Below are 14,963 nucleotides of genomic sequence, written 5' to 3' on the forward strand. Positions count from 1 at the left end.
GCGCGTGGGGGAGGATGGGGGCGTGACTTTCGGTGACTTCCCCGACGCGTGGTACCTCATCCTGTCGAGTCGGCTCATCCCCGATCTCGACGGGGGGTACACGATCTCCACCCTCGCGCGCGCGGGGCAGATGGCCGAGGCGGGAGCAGCTCCGCTGCTGCTGACGGTCGACCCCGGCACGGCCGACGCGCACGCGGCGCATCGGGCGACCTTCGTCGAGCGCGGGGTGGCGGCGGCATCGGGCATGTTCCGGAACCTCTTCGACGAGGCCGTGGCACCCGACGGAGGAGCGGCCGCGTGGGTGCGGCAGGCGGCACGCCAGGGTGAGGCCGACCCGGCGTTCGAGTACCGGAGCGTCGCCGGGGGAGCCATCGAGCTGCCCCAGGTCGCCGACCCCGATTGGCACCTCACCACCGCACCCATCGTGATCCGGGATGCCGCGGGCGAGCCCGTCGGGGTCATCGACGGATTCGGCGCCCTGTACCGCGCGTGGCTGACCTCGCTCGCGTCGGGCCTGCGCGCCGAGAACGACCGCCCCATCGTCGTCATCTGCGAGTCGCGTCAGCTCGGCGAGCTCATCGTGGGCTGGGGCGACGACCGCGCGCGGATCGTGCACACCGTGCACACCATCCATCTCGAACCGCCGTACCGGGAGGACTCCGACCTCAACGCGCTGTGGACGCGATGGTTCCGCGTCGCCCCGCGCTTCGACGCGGTGCTCTGGCCGACGGACTACCAGCGGTGCGACGTGCGCGACCGCTTCGGCCCGTTGTCCCACGACCTCGTCGCCCCGCACGCCGTGATGGGTCCTGAGGTCAGCGTCCCCTCGGCCGATCGCGACGCGGGCCGGGTGGTCGTGCTCGGTCGCCTCGCGCCCGGTAAGCGGCTCGGGCGCGCGATCCGCGCATTCGCGCGCGTCTCGGCCGAGGTGCCCGGTGCGCGTCTGGAACTGTGGGGAGAAGGGGCGCAGCGCGCCGACCTCGAAGCCCTCGTCGCCGAGCTCGGCCTCGACCAGGTCGTGACGCTCCCCGGGCTCACCACCGATCCCGGCGCGGTGCTCGATCGGGCCGCGGTGTACCTCACGACCTCGGCCTTCGAGGGCCAAGGGCTGGCGCTGGCCGAGGCCCTCGCGCACGGCACCCCGGTGGTCGCCTACGACATCCGCTACGGCCCGCGCGACATGCTGGCCGGGGGAGGCGGCATCCTGGTGCCCGACGGCGACGAAGACGCGCTCGTCGACGCGCTGCGGCGCGTGCTGACGGATGCCGCGCTCCGCGAACGCCTCTCGACCGAGGCCCTCGATGCGGCGACGACGCTGAGTCCCGCGCGGGCGATGCAGACGCTGGCCGCGGCGTGCGCAGAGGCGCTGTCGCGCGATCGGCGGCGCTGAGCCCGGCGGGGGCGGGGCGCTGCGGCGGGGCGGCGTCCCTCGCTCGGACCCTCAGCCCCGGCGGGGGCGGAGCCACCATCGCGCGCGAACCCCGCGGGCCCCGCTCAGCCGCGCGCGGCAGCCCTCACGGCGGCGGCGGCGGCGGCCGGTGAGCCGTGGAAGGCGGGACCGTGCCCGGGCAGGACCCATTCGGCATCCAGTCCGGCGATGCGGTCGAGGGAGGCCATCGCCTCGGCGGGGTCGTCGGTGAACGGTGCGGGGGCGGCGCCCATGCGACCGGTGAGCACGTGGCGCGTGGTGAGCGCATCGCCGACGAACACCGCGCGCACGGCGGGGGAGTGCACGGCGATGCTCCCCGGGGAGTGCCCCGGCATGCCGACCACGCGGGGGCTGCCCGGAAGCTCGAGCACGTCGCCGTCGGACACCTCGTTCACCTCGGTCAGCCACTGAGGGCGCACGCCCTTGCGGATCCCGTAGGCGGCGAAGCTCAGCAGCGGGCCGAGACGCATCGGGCCCATGGCTGTTTTGGGCTTGGAGCCCCCTCGGGCGCGGTCGGCGTCGGCGGAGTGCACGAAGACGGGGACGCCGTTCTCGCGGCGCAGGCGCTCGGCGAAGCCCACGTGGTCGCTGTCGCCGTGGGTGAGCACGACGCCGCGGATGTCGTCAGGGGTGCGGCCGATGGCATCCAGTTCTCGAAGCAGATCGGCGTGCATGCCGGGGAGTCCGGCGTCGACGAGGGTGATGCCCTCGGGGGTGACGATGAGGTACGAGGCGACGATGTCGTTGCCGATGCGGTGGAGCGACGGGGCGAGTCTCATGAGGGGCCTTCCTGGATGGCTACGAACATTAGCCATGATAGCTTATATCCGTAGCCATGGGAGGAATCATGCCGACTCCGGAGAGAACGAGCCTCGATGAGATCGTCGATGCGGCAGCGCGACTGCTCGACGAGGGCGGGCCGAGCGCCGTCACGATGCAGGCCGTCGCCCAGGCGGTGGGGGTGAAAGCGCCCTCGCTCTACAAGAGGGTGCGCGACCGCGAGACCCTGCTCGCGCGCGTCGGGGAACGGGCCGCCGACGAGCTCACCGCTCGGCTGACGGCGGCATCCGACGACCTCAACGCCCTGCTGATCGCGTTCCGTCGCTTCGGCCACGATCGTCCCGAGGCGTTCCGTCTGCTCTTCACGACGGTGGTGGATGCCGACCGCCTCGCGGCCACGAGCGCGCCGGTGCTGCGGGCGACCACGTCGGCGGTGGGCGAGAAGCACGCGCTCGACGCCGCGCGACTGCTGACGGCCTGGGCCACGGGCTTCGTGACCATGGAGCTCGGCGGGGCCTTCCGGCTCGGCGGCGACCTCGATCAGGCGTACGACTACGGTCGCGCCCACCTCGTCGCCTCGCTCTCGAACGCTCACGACGGGGATCGGCCGGCCCAGGGGTCGTAGTCGGCGATCAGGCCTTCCTGCGCCGGGCGCTCGGCATCCGGAACGTGCTGCAGGTTCACCCGCACGCGGTACCAGAGCGAGCTCGAGCCGCGCATGCCGTCGACGAGCACGTCGGCCGGGTGCAGGGCGGAGGTGGCGTCGGGATGCCGCTGCTTCCACGTCTCGAGTGCCTCCAGCGCCTCGGGCTTGGTCTTGGTGCGCGCGACCTCGATGAGCGGCATGGTCGACGCTCGCCGGCCCGAACCGTCGCCGCCGCGCGGGGGCTTCTCGGCCGGACCGAGCTCTTTCGCGAGGGCGAGGAGCGCGTCGAGAGACCCCGCCGCGTCGTCGATCCCGGCGTGCGGGTCACCGAGTGTCGCGAAGCGCTCGGGCACGGTGAGCACGGTGAACTCGTCGGGGCGGCGGCTTCGCACCTCGTCCCAGGTCAGCGGTGTCGAGACGCGCGCGTCGGGGAGGGCGCGCACGGAGTAGGCCGACGCGACCGTGCGGTCCTTGGCGTTCTGGTTGAAGTCCACGAAGACGCTCTCGCCCCGCTCCTCCTTCCACCAGCGGGCGGTGGCGAGCCCGGGCGCGCGATTCTCGACCTCGCGGGCCAGGGTCTCGGCCGCGAGACGCACGTCGGCGAAGTTCCACTCGGGGCGGAGGCGCACGAGGATGTGCAGCCCGCGCGACCCCGAGGTCTTGGGCCAGCCGACGAGGCCGTGGTCTTGCAGGACGTCGCGGACGATGAAGGCCACGTCGACGATCTGCGACCAGTCGACCCCCGGCATCGGGTCGAGGTCCACGCGCAGCTCGTCGGGATGATCGAGGTCTTCGGCTCGCACGGGATGCGGGTTGAGGTCGAGGCAGCCGAGGTTGACGACCCACGCCAGCCCCGCGGCATCCCGGATCACCGTCTCTTCCGCTGACGTGCCCGAGGCGTAGCGCAGGGTCGCGGTGTCGATGAAGGCGGGGTGGTTCTCGGGCACGCGTTTCTGGAAGAACGGCTCCTGGTCGAGGCCCTTCGAGAAGCGCTTGAGTACCATCGGTCGCCCACCGGCGCCCCGGAGCGCCCCCTCGGCGACGGCGAGGTAGTACCGCACGAGGTCGAGCTTGGTGATGCCGGGCTCGGCGAACACGACGCGATCGGGACTGGTGACGCGCACCTCGTGTCCGTCGATGTCGAGGATCTCGGCGGGCGTCTTCGCGGGGCTCATGACGCGACGCTAGCGTCGGGACGCTCAGCCGCGGCACCCCTTGCGGGCGCTCCGCCCCGGCGTTGAGTGTCCAGGACACGCCGTACGTCGGCCTGGTCGCGCGGCGTGTCCTGGACACTCAACGGGAAAGAGGAGCGGCGACGACGAAGGGCCGCCCCGAACGGGACGGCCCTCCGCGTGAATCGGTGCGTCAGTTGTTGCCGCGGATGATCGCGATCATGCGCAGGATCTCGACGTACAGCCACACGACGGTGACCATGATGCCGAAGGCGCCGACCCACGCGTAGACGCGCGGGGCGCCGTTGCGGACGCCGCGCTGGATCTGGTCGAAGTCGAGCACCAGCGAGTACGCGGCCATGATGACCACGAGCACACCGAGGATCAGACCGATCGGGATGCCGGCGATGGTGGCGCTGCGCAGGCCGAACGCCATTCCGTCGGGCAGCACGCCGAAGAGCATGAGGCCGACGTTCAGCAGGCTGAAGACGAGGTAGCCGACCATCGCGATCATGAAGATCTTGGTGGCACGCTTCGAGGCGCGGATCTTGCCGCTGGCGAAGAGGGCGAGGGTCACGCCGACGACCGAGAGGGTCGCGAGGGTCGCCTGCACGACGATGCCGGGCAGCATGAACTCGAAGAACGCCGAGATTCCGCCGATGAACAGACCCTCGAACGCCGCGTACGCGATGAACACGGGGACCGACGGCTTCTTCTTGAAGATCGCGACCATGGCGAGCACGAAGCCGCCCAGGCCGCCGATGATCATCGGAGCAACGCTCGGGTTGGGGTTGGCGACGCTGACGCCGCTCATCGTCCAGATCCAGCCGACGACGGCGGTGACGACGAGGATGCCGAAGAGGGCCAGGGTCTTGAAGACGGTGTCTTCGACGGTCATGCGACCGGTCTGGGCTGCGCTCGCCGCGGGGGCGGCGTACGCCCCTTCGATCGACGCGTCTGCGGCGGGATCGACGGCCGGGGGCGGGCTGTAGCGCGTCTGGGCGCCACCGGCTCGAGGGTCCTGGAACGCCGGGTTGCTGAATGCCGGGTTGTTGAGGGCCACGGGAACTCACACTCCAAAGATGGTGATCACAGCACCGTGCTGTCAGACAACACTAGCCGAGGGGGCCGCGGGATTCCTTGTGCTGACTGGGATTCTGCTTTGAGCGGACCTGTTGTTCACCCGGCGTCGTTAGCGTGACGGAATGCCCCTCGTGATCGGCCATCGCGGCGCCCCCGGGTACCTCCCCGAGCACTCCCGCAGCTCGTACGCGCGAGCGATCGCCGCGGGAGTGGATGCCGTCGAGCCCGACGTCGTCCCCTCGAAAGACGGCGTGCTGGTCGTGCGTCACGAGAACGAGATCAGTGCCACGACCGATGTCGCGACGCGTCGCGAGTTCGCCGACCGGCGCACGTCGAAGACGATCGACGGCGAGCGGCTCGAGGGGTGGTTCACCGAGGACTTCACCTGGGCGGAGCTGCAGACCCTCCGGTGCCGGGAGCGCATCCCCGCGATCCGTCCCGCCAGCGCGGCCCACGACGACACCGAGCCCGTGCTGCGCCTGCGCGACGTGCTCGACCTCGCCCGCGAGGGGGGAGTCGGGGTGGTGCTCGAGATCAAGCACGCGGCCGCGTTCGCCCGCCTCGGCTTCGACATGGCCGAGCTCGTACGCGACGAGCTGCGCACGGCGGGATGGACGGATGCCGTCGACTCCCTCGTCATCGAGTCGTTCGAGCCGCTGGTGCTTACGCGGCTGCGTGACCTCGGCATCCGCGTTCCGCTGGTGCAGCTGATCGAGGCCGACGGCGCGCCGTGGGACCTGCGGGAACGCGACGGCGCCGACGCCGCGGGGTACGCCGCGATGCTGACCCCCCGGGGGCTCGACGGGCTCGCCGCCGACGTCGACGGCATCAGCCCCGACAAGCGCCTCATCCTCGCCCCCGACCGCTGGGGCCGCGCGCGCGGCCCGGCTCCGCTCGTGGCCGAGGCGCAGGAACGCGGTCTGCGCGTCTTCACCTGGACATGCCGTCCCGAGAATATGTTCCTGCTGCGCGCGTATCGGCGGCCCGGCGGCGCCGCGGCGTTCGGCGACCACCGCGCGGAATGGTCGGTGCTGCGCGACGCGGGGCTCGACGGGGTGTTCGTGGATCATCCCGACCTGGGGGTCGAGTTCTTCCGGAGCTGAGCTGCGCCCGTGTGCGGGATGGCGGCCGAGCGCCCTGCGGAGCGGGATCGGCGCGTGCGCCCGCGTACGCGTGGGCGAAACTCCTGAGGTCTCGGTCGGCGGGCATCGTCGTCGGCGGTGCTCGTCGGCCGTGCCGAGGTGCCTCAGGAGTTCGGGCCGGCCCCTCGGCGGTCGCGAGTCCGGGGGCGTCCCAACGCAACCCCGCCCCTCGGCCCCGCGTGGCGCGGGAGGATGACCGCATGACAGTGGATGTGACGGTCGTCGGCGGCGGGATCTCCGGGCTCGCGTGCGCGCGAGCGGTGCAGGATGCCGGGAGGTCGGTGCGCGTGCTCGATCGGGGGCGCCGCGTGGGTGGGCGCTTGGCGAGCCGCACGATCGACGGGCGCGCGGTCGACCTCGGCGCGTCGTACTTCGTCGTGGGCGAGGCGGAGCGCTTCGGCCATCTCGTCGCCGACTGGGAGGAACGGGGACTCGCCCGTCCCTGGACCGACACCTTCGCCGTCATCGACGCCGACGGCGGGCAGACGCCCAAGCCCGGTCCGATGAGATGGGCGGCTCCGCTGGGCTCGCGTTCGCTGACGCTCGACCTGGCCGAGGGGCTCGACGTGGTGTCGGAGCACGTCGTCGAGCGCGTCGAGCCGTACCGCGTCGACGGTCGCGACGCCGGCGAGGTGGTGCTCGCGATGCCTGCGCCTCAGGCTGCGCGGTTGACGGGCGAGGCTCCGGGTGGCGCTCAGGACTGGGAGCCGGTCATCGCCGTGGTGCTCCGGTGGGACGACAGGCAGTGGGACGCCGACCTGCACGGTGCCTTCGCCGACGGCGACGCCGACGTGTCGTTCCTCGCCGACGACGGCGATCGTCGCGGCGACGGTGCTCCCGTGCTCGTGGTGCACACCACCGCCGACCTCGCCCGACGGCACCTCGACGACCCCGACGCGGCGATCGCGTCCGTCGTCGCGGCGACCCGTCGACTTCTGCGGATCGATGCCGATCCCGTCGCCGCGCGCGCCCACCGCTGGACCTTCGCCCGACCCGTCGAGGCGACCGGGGAGCCGTTCTTCCGCTCGCCCGGGCTCTCGGCCTGCGGTGATGCGTGGGGAGAGAGTGCGGCGGTGCGCACCGCGTGGGCGTCGGGCGACGCTCTCGGCCGGGCGCTGGCGGCATCCTGAGTCCTGGCATCCGCGAATCGCGAGACGAGCCACGTCGGAGCCCCCCTCTAGGGTGGGGCCATGGACGCCGGTATCGAAGTCGCGGGAGTGAGACGGTCGTTCGGTTCGGTGCAGGCCGTGCGGCAGGTGACGTTCACCGCCGCCGCGGGCCGCGTCACGGGACTGGTCGGACCGAACGGCTCGGGCAAGACCACGCTCATGCTCATGCTGGCGTCTCTGCTGCGGCCCGACGACGGTGAGCTGCGCATCGGCGGCATCGACCCGGTCGCCGACCCGGCCGGTGTGCGACGCGTGCTCGGATGGATGCCGGACTCCCTGGGCGCGTGGCCGAGCCTGACGGCGCGAGAGGTGCTGGTGGCGACCGCGCAGCTCTACGACCTGTCGCGTGACGCCGCGCGTTCCCGCGCCGACGAACTTCTCGAGCTCGTCGACCTGACCGCGCTCGCCGCGGCACCTGCCCGCGTCTTGTCGCGTGGACAGAAGCAGCGTCTCGCTCTGGCCCGCGCGCTCGTGCACGACCCGCGCGTGCTGTTGCTCGACGAGCCGGCCTCGGGCCTCGATCCGCAGGCGCGCATCGCGCTGCGCGTGCTGTTGCGACGCCTGGCCGCCGAGGGACGCACGATCCTGATGTCGAGTCACGTGCTGTCCGAGCTCGAAGAGGTCGTCGACGACGCCGTGTTCCTGGTCGACGGACGCACCGTCGCGGGCGACCGCATCGCGGCGGCGGCGACGCGCGTGCGGGTGTGGCGCGTGCGACTGGCGACCGACTCCTCGAGGTCGGTCGAGGCGGCGCGCGGAGATATCGCGGCGGCCCTCGGCCGCTCCGGCGACGAGATTGGTCTCGACCGGCGCGATGCTCTCGTGCCGTTCGCCGACGACGCGGGTGCCGTCGCAGGGCTGCGCGCTCTCGTCGGCGCGGGCCTGCCGGTGGTGGAGTTCGCTCCCGCCGTGGGTGATCTCGAGCACGCCTTCCTCGACCTGCGGTCCGAGTCGGCGCCGCCTCCGCCTCCGCCGGGTGCCCCCGCACAGGGGCCGACGGCGCCCGCCGTGCCCGATGACCGCGACGACGAGGGGAGCCGCGCATGAACCCGCACCGCCTGCGCACGATCATCGGCATCGAGCTGCGTCAGCGCGTCCGCTCGGTGGGCTGGTACGTGCTGCTCGGGATCTTCGCCGCGATCCTGCTCGGTGTCATGGTGCTCTCGCTCGCCGCGTTCTCGCTCTGGAGCGGCGGCAACGAGTGGTTCTTCTCGCTCGTCATCATGCTCGTGCTCCTGCTCGTGCTGTTGGTGTCGCCCACGCTCAGCGGCAGCGCGGTCAACGGCGACCGCGACGGCGCGACCCTTGCTCCCGTGCAGGTGACGCTCGCCACGACAACCGAGATCGTGATCGGCAAGTTCCTGGCCGCCTGGATCTCCGGTCTCGCCTTCCTCGTCGTGGCCGTGCCCTTCCTCATCGTGTCGACGTTCGCCGGGGCGCTGAATCCGGGCGTGATCGTGAGCTCGCTCGGCATCCTGATCCTCGAGGTGGGCATCGTCGCGGCGATCGGGGTGGGTTTCAGCGCGGTGGTCGCGCGACCCATCTTCTCGGTGGCCAGCACGTATCTGGTGGTCGCCGCGCTCACCATCGGCACGCTGCTCGCCTTCGGATTGGGCGGCGCCGCACTGCGCACGCCGCAGGTGACGGTGAGTCGCGACGTCGACTGGAACGCGGTGCCCACCGGCTGCGACCCGGGCGCGCCGAGTCCCGGGGCGGGGTGCCCCACCTACGACGAGCTCGAGTGCGTCGAGTCGAGGTCGTACGGCGAGACCCCGCGCTTCGACCGCGTATGGTGGCTGCTCGCGGCCAACCCCTTCGTGATCCTCGCGGATGCCACGCCTCCGACATATCGCGACGGCTACCCGTCCGACCTGTTCTCGCAGATCGCCTCGGGTGTGCGCCTCGCGCAGATCGAGCCCGACCCGGCGCCGCGCTACGACGCCTGCGCCGACCCCGCGGGCAGCGCATACGACTACCCGACCACCGAGGAGCAGCTTGCGGGCACCGCGCCGAGCTGGTTCGTGGGGCTGCTGCTGCAGGCGGTGGTCGCCGGTGGGCTGCTGTGGTGGGGAATCTCGCGCACCCGGACGCCGGCGAAGCGCCTGCCGCCGGGGACGCGGATCGCGTAACGGCTAAGCGGAACCCGCTCCGAAGCCGCTGCCGTCGACGGGACGGGCATCACCGGTCGGTGCAGGAGGAGCGCCCGGGCAGGTGCTCGCCGGGCGCTCCGATCACCGCGGGTTCAGGCGTGACCCTCGGCGGCGGGGAACCCGGGGTCGTCCGCCGGGGCGTCGCCGTCGAGCGCGTCGCCCGTGTGGTTGTCGAGCTCGACGTTTTCCTCGGACTCGGCGGCGTCTTCGCGCACCTCGTCGGTCACGGCGTCGGTGGGGGCGGCGGAGTCGGCGTGGGCGTCGTCGGAGTGGCGGGAGGGGATCTCAGGAGTGCTCATGCCGCCACGTTGCCCCACGCCGCCGCCACGGTGAACCGGCTTGACAGGTCGTCCTCAGTCGGTGGCATCGGGGATCGACGACTCCACCGCGGGCCAGGCCGGCAGCGGGTCGTCGAACAGCGCCCAGGCCGCGGGGCCGCTGGCGAGCTCGTCGTCGGTGAGCGCGGCCCGGTCGAGCACGTGCGCGAGCTTCGGCGCCGAGAGGTCGAGGCCGGTGAAGGCGATCTCTTGGCCCATGCCCATGAGGCCGTCGTCGGCACCGATCGGTTCGAGCCACATCGCCGAGCCGACGTGCTCCCACCGCGCCAGGATGCCGGGGCGTGAGGCCAGGCGACAGAATCCGGCGGAACGCACGAGGCGTCCGGCGGCGCCGTCGTCGAGCCGGTCGAGCGCGGCCGACAGGCGGGCCGGATGGAACGGCCGCAGCTGCTCGTAGCGCACCGTCATGACGCGGTTGTCGCGCATGTAGGGGTCGTGCTCGGCGTTGAGGGCGTGCACCCAGCCCGCTCGCTCGAGGATCTCGCCGTCGCGGGGAGCTTTTGAGTGCAGGTCGCTGAGCGGATCGCGCGACAGGCGCACCACGGCGGTGGGATTCAGGTGCGAAGCGAGGGCCATCTGCACGGAGAGGGCCGCGGTGGGCACCTGCTCCCAGTTGATCCAGACGATGCGTGTCGCCAGCTCCAGGGCCAAGGCCGCCTGCCGCGCGCGTGCACCGACGTCGGCGCGGGTGTCGCCGGGACGAGCGGATGCCACGAGGGGCGCCTCGTCGAGCAGATCGCCCACCATGTGCCGAGCGTCGACGACGCAGACCGCTTCGACCTCGGCGCCGCCGCGCGAGGCGATCGCGTGGATGAGGTCGACGTCGGTGCCCAGGTCGACGACGGCGTGCGCGGTGCTCGGGCGTGACCGCGGGTGAGGCAGGGCGTGGGAGGACCGGAGGTCGGCGAAACGCAGCAGGTGCAGCGGGCGATCGAGCGCGACAGCGGTGCGTTCGGCGTAGGCCCGGCGTTCCGGTGCGCAGACGCCGAGGATGGCGATCGTGCGGGGCATGGCATCCACCTCTCGTTTGTCAGGGGGCTCCCGACACCCTACCGTGTTAGTGAGAACGGTTATCAACAAGGAGGATCCCCATGAAAGTTCGCGCTTCGCTCGCGTCACTCAAGAAACAGCCCGGTGCGCAGGTCGTTCGCCGCCGCGGTCGGGTGTTCGTGATCAACAAGCAGAACCCGCGCTTCAAGGGGCGTCAGGGGTGACGCCTTCGTAGAATCGCCCCATGGAACTCGGGGCGCTCGCTGTGGGGATCGCCATCGGTGTCGCGGTGGCGGGCGCGGGGCTCGGCATCGGGCGCCGCGCCCAACGGCGACGCGACGACGATGACATTCGCGCGGCGGCCGAAACGGCGTGGATGCGGGCCGCGTTCGGCGAGGGTCGGTCGAGCGGAGGCCGCGACGACCTGCCGTGACGTGCCGTCGGCACGCGAACGAGAATCGCTCCCAATAGCCTGAACACATTGCAATTCGTGCATGTGTATGGTCGAATGGATCCCGTGGACAAGATCGCGGGACTCGACGAAGCCGCGGAACTGTTCAAGGTTCTGGGCAACGAGTCGCGTCTCGCGCTCGTGTGGCTCCTGAGCCGCGAACAGCTCACGGTCAGCGTGCTCGCCGAGCAGGCGGGCCTGTCGCAGCCGTTGGTGTCGCAACACCTGCGGACCTTGCGCCAGGCGGGCTTGGTGAGCTCGGAGCGCGAGGGGAAAGAGATTCGATACGCCCTCGCCGACCAGCATGTCGCGCACGTCGTGCTCGATGCGATCGCCCACGTCCAGGAACCGAACGACCAGGGGAACGAACAATGAGCACCACCGAAACCCACGCCGAGCACTCCGTCGACGAGCACGCCCACGGCGACGACTGCGGCCACCAGAAGATCGAGCACGGCGACCACATCGACTACGTGCACGGCACGCACCACCACGCCCTGCACGGCGACCACTACGACGAGCACGAGTCGAAGGCCGAGCACACCGTCGACGAGCACCGTCACGGCGACGACTGCGGCCACGAGAAGATCGAGCACGACGGCCACGCCGACTACGTGCACGACGGTCACCGCCACTCGCTGCACACCGACCACTACGACGAGCACTGATCCGCCGCTGAGCCGAGCGGCATCCCGTGTCACGAGCGCGGGATCTCGCCTGCCGGGCCCGCTTCTCCTTCGGGGGGAGCGGGCTTTTCGCTCGCTTTGGGTAGGAAACGCGGCACCGCGGGCAGAGGGAGGCGACCGTTTGACCTCGCTCGTGATGCGTCACCGAGTGGGCGTGCAGGTGGCCTCGACATTCGACCTTGTGAAGGTGGACGAAGACTTCTTCAGCGGCGCCTGAAGCCAAGCCGAGAATCGTCCGTTTGCACTCGGGTCCCCTTGAGGTCGGGTCAGACCTGGACGCGGAAGGAATGACCCTCGAACGTTACGACATCGCCGACCTGCAACTGCCGGCCGCGTCGGCGGTCGACCTCGCCGTTGACCTGGACGTAGCCGTCGATGATCGCCTCTTTCACGTCTCCGCCGGAGTCGAGGATGCCCGCGAACTTCAGGAACGGGCCGAGGCGGATGCTCTCGGTCCCGATGAGGACGTCCTGGGGTGTGGGGGAGGTCATCTGGTCTGCTCCATTTCAGTCGGACGAGGCGACGAAGTCGCTCGTGTAGGTTCGCGACGTGCGCGTTCGCGCGGTCCGCGTGCCGAGAGACCTGGCCGCCGAGCTCGGCCCCGACATCACCGCGGCGGGCGGCGCGTCGTCAAGCTTCCGGGCGCGATCGCCTCTACGCACGGGCTGCCAGTCGAGCAGCTCGGCGAACGTGTCGAGCACGTCGCGCTCCCACGTGGCTTGGGTGAGGGGGTTCATGCCCTGGGCTCTTCCTCCGTGCGGGGCTCAGCTGGGGGCACCGTGTCTCCGGACCGCTGCAGACGATGAGCGATCTTCTCGGCGAGCCGGCCCGTCGACAACCGGGCGTTCTCAATCGTTTCGCCTCCGAGACGCCCCAAATTCTCGAGACCGCCCTTACCCGCGTCGAGGACGTCATCGCGAACGTCAGCAGCAGCCGCGGACCAGCGCCGCGCTTGCAACGCCGCACGATCGCTGGTGAGACCCAGAGCAGCGTGGAGGTCACCGACACTCGACGCGACGCTGTTGCGTGCTCCGACCACGACCTTGGTCGACTTGGGATTGAGCAGAACCTTGGCGTTGGCGCGACTGGCCGCCGCATCCATTCGCGCCACGAGGTGGGCGGTGGTCGATCCGATGAGGTCCCGTCGGCGCTGGCGCGCAGTTTGGAGTGCGGTTCGATGCCGGTCGAGATCTTCTGTAGAGGAGTCGAGCACTCGGTCCAGTTCAAGAATGCTCATTCCTTCCTGCAACTGGAAGCATCGCGCGAGAACCGCGAGCCATTCGCCTACTTCGGTCTGCGCGGACTTCGACAGATCGGCCAGTTCGCTGATCTTCGCTTCGCGTTCGAGCTTGTCCGCGAGGCCCTGAAGCTGACGCAAGGCGTAAGCCTGAGTGCGCGCGACGGTCGCGGCCGAGCCCTGGATCTTCGACCACGTGACCTCGGACACGCGCCCCACCTCTGCGCGGACGACCATCGCCTCATCCAGCATCATCTCAACGCCGATCATGTCTGCAAGGACGGCGTCCTTCTGGGAACGGAGTACGTCGTCGACCTTGGCGTCAATCTTCGCCAGGTAGTCAGTGATCTCCTCCATCTGCTTCTGCATGGCGTATTGGGCCATCAGGCCACCCACGCCGGAGAGGACCGCGGGGTTGGTGAGCAGTGCACCAGGCTTCGCGACGAACTGGAGGTTCTTGATGAATTGCCCGTTCGCGCCGCGGGTGGTGGCCTGTACGAACACCCCACCGGAGCGCTGAACGAACGTCGCACCGTGGGCGGCACGGGCGGACTCTTCGGTGAGTTTCATCCACCGACCCGCGTTGGCCGAAATCGCAGACGCGGCCTGAAGGGTGCTGCCGGTCCGAGCCGTCAGCCGGTCGAAGTCCAGCGAGATCGATGGCACACCCGCCGACAACGTGAACTCCGCGACCGCCGCGGGATCCCCTAGGACGACCAGCCCCTCGCCATCGGTGATCAACTCGAGATCGTCGCCGACGCCGAACGACTCAGGGCTCTCGTCGCTCGATCGAGGCGGGATTTCTTCGACAGTGGGTTCCGCGTCCGGATTCATGGTCTTTCGCTTCCGTAGAGATCGAGTGTGTCAGCCAGCGAACTCGAACGAGAGTTCCGCATCGGGGTCGATGCTCCGGGCAAGTTTGGTGAAGTGAAACTCCGCTTGATTTTGGAGGGCTTCGCCGTTGTTCTCGAGGTACTTCGCTTTCAATTCGTCATCGACGAGTCCATTAAGCTGCTCCGACTCCGTCTTCTGCTCGGTGAACGCGCTGAGTACCCCGTCATCGCTAATCACCCGCTCGATTTTTCGGTCGGTCTCGCCAATCCAGATGAACGGCGGGACCGTCACCACGAACTGATGGTCGCCCGTGGCGTCGATGGTCACGGCGTCGACTCCGAGCTTGGCCTTCATGCTGTACTGCACGAGCCGGACCTTCTTCGAGAACGGCACATCCTTGAGGACCTGGGGCGGTACACCTTCGGCCTCAGAGATCCCCTCCACGCCGAGAGTGAGCAGCACCGTCTGCTCCTCCTTCGTGATGAAGGTCACGACCTGCTCGTTGCGGACGATGCTCCGCGATCCCAACGCCGACGCTAACCAGGGCGGCGTCAGCAAGCCCGCGGCGATGCCGACCGCAAGTCCGCCGAGCACGAGCACGACGATGCCCAAGGTAGCCAAGTGGGACCACAGAGGGACGGGGCGGCGAAGGAACCTCACGACGCCCCCTCGGCTAAGAGTTTCATAAGCGCGGGCATGGTAGTCATTCGGCGAATCCCCCCAGATTCGAGCGGCAGTGCAATGGTGCGAACTTAGCGGCTTTCCGTCCCTCAGGCGCCGGCGTTCGCGGCGACGGTCTCGGCGCCGCCGACACGGAGATTCCCCGGCATGAGCTGGGACGGTCGCAGGAGACGTC

19 protein-coding genes are annotated in these 14,963 nt (G+C 70.3%); 10 read left to right on the forward strand and 9 right to left on the reverse strand.

Annotation, left to right across the window (positions count from 1 at the left end; all coding sequences use genetic code 11):
* Window positions 1–22 precede the first annotated feature (22 nt).
* Window positions 23–1,390: a glycosyltransferase gene (locus ASF96_RS04210; RefSeq protein ID WP_055936199.1), complete on the forward strand. Its 1,368-nt coding sequence runs from the start codon at window positions 23–25 to the stop codon at window positions 1,388–1,390.
* Between the two features lie 104 nt (window positions 1,391–1,494).
* On the opposite strand, the gene ASF96_RS04215 is transcribed toward ASF96_RS04210, so the two are convergent.
* Entirely contained in the window at window positions 1,495–2,208 is a 714-nt protein-coding gene (locus tag ASF96_RS04215) for an MBL fold metallo-hydrolase (protein ID WP_055936202.1), read from the reverse strand.
* A 68-nt stretch (window positions 2,209–2,276) separates the two neighbouring features.
* On the opposite strand from ASF96_RS04215, the gene ASF96_RS04220 reads away from it, so the two are divergent.
* A complete protein-coding gene (locus tag ASF96_RS04220; protein WP_055936206.1) occupies window positions 2,277–2,834 on the forward strand; it encodes a TetR/AcrR family transcriptional regulator in 558 nt (185 codons plus the stop codon).
* Here the strand turns inward: ASF96_RS04220 and ligD are convergent.
* Together ligD and ASF96_RS04230 are read right to left on the reverse strand one after the other, a co-directional pair.
* On the reverse strand, window positions 2,801–4,030 hold the full coding sequence (gene ligD, locus ASF96_RS04225) for a non-homologous end-joining DNA ligase (RefSeq protein ID WP_055936209.1): 1,230 nt from the start codon (window positions 4,028–4,030) through the stop codon (window positions 2,801–2,803). The two genes, ASF96_RS04220 and ligD, sit on opposite strands and share 34 nt — an antisense overlap.
* Window positions 4,031–4,220: 190 nt before the next feature.
* Window positions 4,221–5,090: a Bax inhibitor-1/YccA family protein gene (locus tag ASF96_RS04230; protein ID WP_055834018.1), complete on the reverse strand. Its 870-nt coding sequence runs from the start codon at window positions 5,088–5,090 to the stop codon at window positions 4,221–4,223.
* Between the two features lie 142 nt (window positions 5,091–5,232).
* On the opposite strand from ASF96_RS04230, the gene ASF96_RS04235 reads away from it, so the two are divergent.
* The 4 genes from ASF96_RS04235 to ASF96_RS04250 all read left to right on the forward strand — a co-directional run bounded on the left by ASF96_RS04235 (window position 5,233) and on the right by ASF96_RS04250 (window position 9,550).
* Complete coding sequence (locus ASF96_RS04235) at window positions 5,233–6,213, forward strand: glycerophosphodiester phosphodiesterase family protein (protein ID WP_055936212.1); 981 nt, start codon at window positions 5,233–5,235, stop codon at window positions 6,211–6,213.
* A gap of 239 nt (window positions 6,214–6,452) precedes the next feature.
* Window positions 6,453–7,382: an NAD(P)/FAD-dependent oxidoreductase gene (locus ASF96_RS04240; RefSeq protein ID WP_055936216.1), complete on the forward strand. Its 930-nt coding sequence runs from the start codon at window positions 6,453–6,455 to the stop codon at window positions 7,380–7,382.
* Window positions 7,383–7,442: 60 nt separating this feature from the next.
* Window positions 7,443–8,468 (forward strand): ABC transporter ATP-binding protein, encoded by a 1,026-nt coding sequence (locus ASF96_RS04245; protein WP_082509276.1) that lies wholly within the window; start codon window positions 7,443–7,445, stop codon window positions 8,466–8,468.
* On the forward strand, window positions 8,465–9,550 hold the full coding sequence (locus ASF96_RS04250; protein WP_055936219.1) for an ABC transporter permease: 1,086 nt from the start codon (window positions 8,465–8,467) through the stop codon (window positions 9,548–9,550). Before ASF96_RS04245 ends, ASF96_RS04250 begins: the two co-directional genes overlap by 4 nt.
* A 113-nt stretch (window positions 9,551–9,663) precedes the next feature.
* Here the strand turns inward: ASF96_RS04250 and ASF96_RS04255 are convergent, their stop codons facing one another.
* Together ASF96_RS04255 and ASF96_RS04260 are read right to left on the reverse strand one after the other, a co-directional pair.
* Entirely contained in the window at window positions 9,664–9,870 is a 207-nt protein-coding gene (locus ASF96_RS04255) for a hypothetical protein (RefSeq protein ID WP_055936222.1), read from the reverse strand.
* Between the two features lie 54 nt (window positions 9,871–9,924).
* The gene (locus ASF96_RS04260; RefSeq protein WP_055937669.1) at window positions 9,925–10,920 is read right to left on the reverse strand and encodes a GTP-binding protein; all 996 of its coding nucleotides are present in this window, start codon (window positions 10,918–10,920) and stop codon (window positions 9,925–9,927) included.
* Between the two features lie 80 nt (window positions 10,921–11,000).
* Between ASF96_RS04260 and ykgO the strand changes: the two genes are divergently transcribed.
* The 4 genes from ykgO to ASF96_RS04280 all read left to right on the forward strand — a co-directional run bounded on the left by ykgO (window position 11,001) and on the right by ASF96_RS04280 (window position 12,018).
* Entirely contained in the window at window positions 11,001–11,123 is a 123-nt protein-coding gene (ykgO, locus tag ASF96_RS04265; protein WP_055834032.1) for a type B 50S ribosomal protein L36, read from the forward strand.
* Between the two features lie 20 nt (window positions 11,124–11,143).
* Window positions 11,144–11,332 (forward strand): hypothetical protein, encoded by a 189-nt coding sequence (locus ASF96_RS04270; RefSeq protein ID WP_055936225.1) that lies wholly within the window; start codon window positions 11,144–11,146, stop codon window positions 11,330–11,332.
* Window positions 11,333–11,407: 75 nt separating this feature from the next.
* Window positions 11,408–11,725, forward strand: coding sequence for an ArsR/SmtB family transcription factor (locus ASF96_RS04275; protein WP_055936228.1), 318 nt, complete (start codon window positions 11,408–11,410; stop codon window positions 11,723–11,725).
* Entirely contained in the window at window positions 11,722–12,018 is a 297-nt protein-coding gene (locus ASF96_RS04280; protein WP_055936231.1) for a hypothetical protein, read from the forward strand. Before ASF96_RS04275 ends, ASF96_RS04280 begins: the two co-directional genes overlap by 4 nt.
* Window positions 12,019–12,302: 284 nt before the next feature.
* On the opposite strand, the gene ASF96_RS04285 is transcribed toward ASF96_RS04280, so the two are convergent.
* From ASF96_RS04285 to ASF96_RS04300, 4 genes are read right to left on the reverse strand one after another with little or no spacing between them, the layout of a single operon-like run.
* On the reverse strand, window positions 12,303–12,527 hold the full coding sequence (locus ASF96_RS04285) for an RNA-binding S4 domain-containing protein (protein ID WP_055936234.1): 225 nt from the start codon (window positions 12,525–12,527) through the stop codon (window positions 12,303–12,305).
* A gap of 15 nt (window positions 12,528–12,542) precedes the next feature.
* A complete protein-coding gene (locus tag ASF96_RS04290) occupies window positions 12,543–12,773 on the reverse strand; it encodes a hypothetical protein (protein ID WP_055936237.1) in 231 nt (76 codons plus the stop codon).
* On the reverse strand, window positions 12,770–14,107 hold the full coding sequence (locus ASF96_RS04295; RefSeq protein ID WP_200934065.1) for a hypothetical protein: 1,338 nt from the start codon (window positions 14,105–14,107) through the stop codon (window positions 12,770–12,772). The genes ASF96_RS04290 and ASF96_RS04295 overlap by 4 nt, the downstream gene beginning before the upstream one ends.
* A 30-nt stretch (window positions 14,108–14,137) precedes the next feature.
* On the reverse strand, window positions 14,138–14,707 hold the full coding sequence (locus tag ASF96_RS04300; RefSeq protein WP_235560522.1) for a hypothetical protein: 570 nt from the start codon (window positions 14,705–14,707) through the stop codon (window positions 14,138–14,140).
* Between the last annotated feature and the right edge of the window lie 256 nt (window positions 14,708–14,963).

It is taken from the genome of Microbacterium sp. Leaf179, assembly GCF_001423785.1.
Taxonomy (GTDB): Bacteria; Actinomycetota; Actinomycetes; order Actinomycetales; family Microbacteriaceae; genus Microbacterium.

Excerpts from the sequence above, each read along its gene's own strand:
- ASF96_RS04280 (WP_055936231.1), top strand. The coding sequence starts at position 11,722 with ATGAGCACCACCGAAACCCACGCCGAGCACTCCGTCGACGAGCACGCC.
- ASF96_RS04240 (WP_055936216.1), top strand. The coding sequence starts at position 6,453 with ATGACAGTGGATGTGACGGTCGTCGGCGGCGGGATCTCCGGGCTCGCG.
- ligD (WP_055936209.1), bottom strand. The coding sequence starts at position 4,030 with ATGAGCCCCGCGAAGACGCCCGCCGAGATCCTCGACATCGACGGACAC.
- ASF96_RS04220 (WP_055936206.1), top strand. The coding sequence starts at position 2,277 with ATGCCGACTCCGGAGAGAACGAGCCTCGATGAGATCGTCGATGCGGCA.
- ASF96_RS04215 (WP_055936202.1), bottom strand. The coding sequence starts at position 2,208 with ATGAGACTCGCCCCGTCGCTCCACCGCATCGGCAACGACATCGTCGCC.
- ASF96_RS04270 (WP_055936225.1), top strand. The coding sequence starts at position 11,144 with ATGGAACTCGGGGCGCTCGCTGTGGGGATCGCCATCGGTGTCGCGGTG.
- ASF96_RS04295 (WP_200934065.1), bottom strand. The coding sequence starts at position 14,107 with ATGAATCCGGACGCGGAACCCACTGTCGAAGAAATCCCGCCTCGATCG.
- ASF96_RS04275 (WP_055936228.1), top strand. The coding sequence starts at position 11,408 with ATGGATCCCGTGGACAAGATCGCGGGACTCGACGAAGCCGCGGAACTG.
- ASF96_RS04235 (WP_055936212.1), top strand. The coding sequence starts at position 5,233 with ATGCCCCTCGTGATCGGCCATCGCGGCGCCCCCGGGTACCTCCCCGAG.
- ASF96_RS04260 (WP_055937669.1), bottom strand. The coding sequence starts at position 10,920 with ATGCCCCGCACGATCGCCATCCTCGGCGTCTGCGCACCGGAACGCCGG.
- ykgO (WP_055834032.1), top strand. The coding sequence starts at position 11,001 with ATGAAAGTTCGCGCTTCGCTCGCGTCACTCAAGAAACAGCCCGGTGCG.
- ASF96_RS04290 (WP_055936237.1), bottom strand. The coding sequence starts at position 12,773 with ATGAACCCCCTCACCCAAGCCACGTGGGAGCGCGACGTGCTCGACACG.
- ASF96_RS04285 (WP_055936234.1), bottom strand. The coding sequence starts at position 12,527 with ATGACCTCCCCCACACCCCAGGACGTCCTCATCGGGACCGAGAGCATC.
- ASF96_RS04255 (WP_055936222.1), bottom strand. The coding sequence starts at position 9,870 with ATGAGCACTCCTGAGATCCCCTCCCGCCACTCCGACGACGCCCACGCC.
- ASF96_RS04245 (WP_082509276.1), top strand. The coding sequence starts at position 7,443 with ATGGACGCCGGTATCGAAGTCGCGGGAGTGAGACGGTCGTTCGGTTCG.
- ASF96_RS04250 (WP_055936219.1), top strand. The coding sequence starts at position 8,465 with ATGAACCCGCACCGCCTGCGCACGATCATCGGCATCGAGCTGCGTCAG.